Annotated in this window: 4 protein-coding genes and 1 pseudogene; 2 read left to right on the top strand and 3 right to left on the bottom strand. The window is 25.0% G+C overall.

Features of this window, described 5'->3' with window-relative positions:
- On the bottom strand, window positions 1-918 hold a 918-nt coding region (pseB, locus tag ACTT83_RS06530; protein ID WP_440919275.1), incomplete at its 3' end, for a UDP-N-acetylglucosamine 4,6-dehydratase (inverting).
- A 100-nt stretch (window positions 919-1018) separates the two neighbouring features.
- Here pseB and ACTT83_RS06525 point away from each other — a divergent pair.
- Together ACTT83_RS06525 and ACTT83_RS06520 are read left to right on the top strand one after the other, a co-directional pair.
- Entirely contained in the window at window positions 1019-2059 is a 1041-nt protein-coding gene (locus ACTT83_RS06525; RefSeq protein WP_440919274.1) for an N-acetylneuraminate synthase family protein, read from the top strand.
- Window positions 2056-2718, top strand: a complete 663-nt coding sequence (locus ACTT83_RS06520; protein ID WP_440919273.1) for a glycosyltransferase — start codon at window positions 2056-2058, stop codon at window positions 2716-2718. Before ACTT83_RS06525 ends, ACTT83_RS06520 begins: the two co-directional genes overlap by 4 nt.
- On the opposite strand, the gene ACTT83_RS06515 is transcribed toward ACTT83_RS06520, so the two are convergent.
- Together ACTT83_RS06515 and ACTT83_RS06510 are read right to left on the bottom strand one after the other, a co-directional pair.
- On the bottom strand, window positions 2698-3885 hold the full coding sequence (locus tag ACTT83_RS06515) for a hypothetical protein (RefSeq protein ID WP_440919272.1): 1188 nt from the start codon (window positions 3883-3885) through the stop codon (window positions 2698-2700). The genes ACTT83_RS06520 and ACTT83_RS06515 overlap by 21 nt on opposite strands.
- Window positions 3882-4255 (bottom strand): annotated as a pseudogene (locus tag ACTT83_RS06510) (hypothetical protein); the annotation flags it as partial. The pseudogene ACTT83_RS06510 and the gene ACTT83_RS06515, both read right to left, overlap by 4 nt.

Raw genomic sequence — 4255 nt, 5'->3', positions numbered from 1 at the left:
GGAATTGTAAGAGTTCAACAATCTTATTTTTTTTCCTATTTTTTTTAAATTTTTATTTCTAAAAACTAAGTTTGATTTTACGATATAATATTTGCCAATATCATATATATCACTTGTTTCATCCTCAGAAATTAATTCCTCATAAATTTTTTCACCTGGTCTCAGGCCAATAATTTTTATTTTTCTTTTAGGATCAATTGCTTTTGCTATATCTAATATTTTATATGACTTAATTTTTGGAATGACAATATCTCCTCCTTGAGAGTTTTGTAATGACCATGTAACCATTTTAACAGCTTCATCCATGGTTAAAGAAAATCTTGTCATACCTTTATCTGTTATTGTGAAAGGTAAATTTTTTTTTTTTTGTTCCAGAAAAATAGGCACAACAGATCCCCTTGATGCTATTACATTGCCATACCTTACAACTGAAAAATTAATATTATTTTTACCTACAATATTATTTGCGGAAATAAATAATTTATCTGCACACAATTTTGTTGCCCCATATAAATTTGATGGTGAAACTGCTTTATCAGTAGACAATGCAATAACTTTTTTGACTGAGTCACTCTTCAAAGCAGCCTCGATAACATTTTGAGAGCCCAAAATATTAGTTTTTATAAATTCTGTTGGATTATATTCAGCTATGGGTACGTGTTTTAAGGCAGCAGCATGTATTACATAGTCGACATCATTAAATGCAGATTGTAATCTAGATAAATCTCTTATATCTCCCAAAAAAAATCTTATATTTTTCTTTTTAAAAATTTTTTTTTTAGCTAATTCCGATTGCTTCAATTCATCTCTACTAAAAATGATAATTCTCTTAAATTTAAAATTTTTAAGAAGATATTCTACGAAAGCAGTTCCAAAAGACCCTGTTCCTCCAGTGACTAATATTGTTTTGTTTATCATTTTTAATAGTTGCTAATTATACTATTTAAATTAATAATCTATCCTAATCTAAATTAATTATTAAATCTTAAAAAAATAATTTAAATTATTACAATATCTAATGTTTAAAAAAACTTACTTTATAGCTGATATTGCAGCTAATCATGATGGTTCATTAAAGAGGGCAAAAAAACTTATAAAACTTTGTGCTAAAGCTGGAGCTGATGCTGCTAAATTTCAACATTTCAAAGCTGAAACAATTGTAAGCGACGAGGGCTTTAAAAAAATTGGAAAGATAAGTCACCAAAAAAAATGGAAAAAAAGTATTTTCCAGGTCTATAAGTCGGCAAGTATTAATTTCTCTTGGACTCAGGCTCTTAAAAAGGAATGTGACAAAGCGGGAATAGATTTTATGACTGCTCCTTATGATCTTGAATATATTGATAAGGTAAACAAATTCATAAAATATTTTAAGATTGGTTCAGGCGATATAACATGGAAAGAAAGCTTAGAAAAGATTTCTAGGAAAAAGAAAACAATTATGCTCGCAACTGGGGCATCATCATTTACTGATGTAGTTAACGCGGTAAATTTAATTAGAAAAAAAAATAAAAAAAAAATTATTCTTATGCAATGTAATACAAATTATACAAACTCAACTAATAATTTTAATTACATAAATTTAAAAGTTCTTAATCAATATAAAAAATTTTTTGGAAATAAAATTATTCTTGGTCTTAGCGACCACACACCTGGTCATGCAACTGTTTTAGGTGCTGTCACTCTTGGAGCAAAAGTTATAGAAAAACACTTTACAGATAATAATAACAGAAACGGTCCTGACCATAAGTTTTCAATGAATCCAAAGACATGGAAAATTATGGTTGATGAGACAAGAAATTTAGAAAATGCCCTTGGTAATGGAAAGAAAATAATTGAAAAAAACGAAAAACAATCTGCAATAATACAAAGAAGAGGATGTTGGAGTGCAAGAAAAATTTACAAAGGAGAAATCTTTAATAAACAAATGGTCAAACTACTTAGACCATGTCCAAAGCAATCAATAAGCCCTTTTTTAATTGAAAAATACTTTGGAAAAAAAATAAAAGTCACACTTTCACCGAACCAAATAATAAAAGAGAAATATTTTGATTTTAAATGAAATTTAATTTCAAAATTTTAATACCATCCTTTAATGAATTAAAATCTTTAAAAAAAATTATTTACCAATTTAATTCAATGAAAGAAATAGATATCCGAAGAGATATTTTAATTCTTGACGATTGCTCAACAGATAAAACTAAAATTTTTTTAAAAAAAAATAAAATAAGTTTTTTAAGAAATAATCAAATAATCGGCTACGAGAACAATATAATTAAGGGAATAAACTATTTAAAAAAAAAAAGAGAGAAAATAGATTTTTTAATTACCTTTGATGCTGATGGTGAACATAAAACAAAAGATATGAAAAAAATACTAACACTATTAAATCCTGCTTTAGATTTAATTGTTTGTAATAGAAAAAAAATGAATAGATATTTAGAATACTTAATATCTTTTTGTTTTAAAAAAAAATATGGAATAAAAGATCCTCTGTCAGGGTTTAAAGTTTATAAATATTCAAAAATAGCAGAGGAAGTTAAAAAAATTTCAAGTAACTTTTATTTATCCGAAGTAGTTATGATTTTTAAAAAAAAAAATTACAATATTTTGAACTATGAAATAGATGTTAATATAATAAAAAATAGAGTATCAAGAGCTGGGGGATTTTTCCTTGCAAACAAAAAACTCTTGAAATTTTTATTTTACATCTTCAGGTAAATCTAAAATAATATCGAATATTGAACGATCATTAGATTTGGGATGTTTAATATATTTTGAAAAATAATTTTTATATTTATTTTGATCGTAAGAAAATAAATTTTCAAAATTTCTATGATAGAATTTTTTTTTGTTTATGTTAAAAATCTTACCACCAAGTTTTTGTCGTAGTGTATGAATTCTTGGTCGCAAATCTTTATAACTAGAGGAGTCTAAAAAAATTATTGGTTTTTTATATAATACTGCAATATTAACTGAGGTAGATTGGTGAGTCAGCACTAAACTTGAATTTTTTATCAAATCATAAATTTCGCCGTAAAATTTTGGTCTGTCAAAGTTTTCACCCTCAGAGTTTAATGATAAATTTCTTGGATGCATTGATATTACTATTTTTAAATTTGTATATTTTTCAAAATAAAAAAAGAAATTATTTATTTCTTGCAAATATTTCTCTTTTGAAATCGGCACGGGTCTAGATAAAATTTCAAAATCAGGATGACTTGATGTCATCTCTTCTACATAAACTGCATATTTATATTTAGGGAGATCAAATTTTTGTTTTTTTTCGTAATCAAAGCTCTCATAAAAAATTTTTTCATAATCAGTGGAATGAATATAAAAAGTCTTTATTTTTGATGTCTCATCATTAAAAGTATGTGATTTCAAAATAAAATCATGTTCGAAGGTGACAATATTTTTCTTAGTAAATGGAAATGAAAAAATTTTATTTAAAATTTTTTTAAAGTACCAAAAAAAATTTCTTGAAAACAAAAGGTATTTAATTTTAAAATATAATATTGTCTTAGGCTGTTGATTATTATGCACTTTAATAAAAAATAATTTCTCAAATTTTTTTTTTAAAAAACACTTATAGCTACTTAGACTTTCAATCGACAAATTATCTAAAACGAAAATTTTCATACCTGTTTCTTGTTTTTCCAAAAACGAAGTGAATTCCTCTAAACTTAATATTTTTTTTAAATTTATGTTTCTATTTTTGAAATAGGATATTTTTTTCGAGTAAGTTTTGTGATAACTTGGGTGCAAATAATTTGTAAAATCACATATGCAAACATCGTATCTTTTTAAAAGTTTTTCGATACCAAACCTTTTAAGATCATTTTGTGTAAAAAAATTTTCAGTAAATACTAGCAAAAGGTTCTTCATTTAAATTTACTAAAACGCGATTTTAATTTCTTTTTAGCTTGATCAAAATCTTTTTTTGTATCTATATCTAAAGATCTTTTTTCTGGCATAACATAAGTTGCGATTCTTCCGAATAATCTGTTATTTTTATCTAAAAAACCTCTTATATTAAAACCATATATCGCTCCATTCTCAATGAAAGTATCACTTGAATTTTGTCTTAATGTTCTTTTTAAATAGTTATAATTTAAGCTGCAAAGTTTATTTTTAACGAATTTCCAAAAAAATTTTCTTGATATGTAAGACGAAAAAATACTGTCATACCCTTTTTTTAAAATTTTATTACTATTTCGAATATCGCTGTACAATAATAATGGAGAAGTAGCTTGTA

Origin of the sequence: Candidatus Pelagibacter sp. (assembly GCF_052049775.1) — a bacterium.
In the GTDB taxonomy this organism is placed as follows: Bacteria; Pseudomonadota; Alphaproteobacteria; order Pelagibacterales; family Pelagibacteraceae; genus Pelagibacter.
This window is presented reverse-complemented; position numbering and strand designations above follow the sequence as displayed.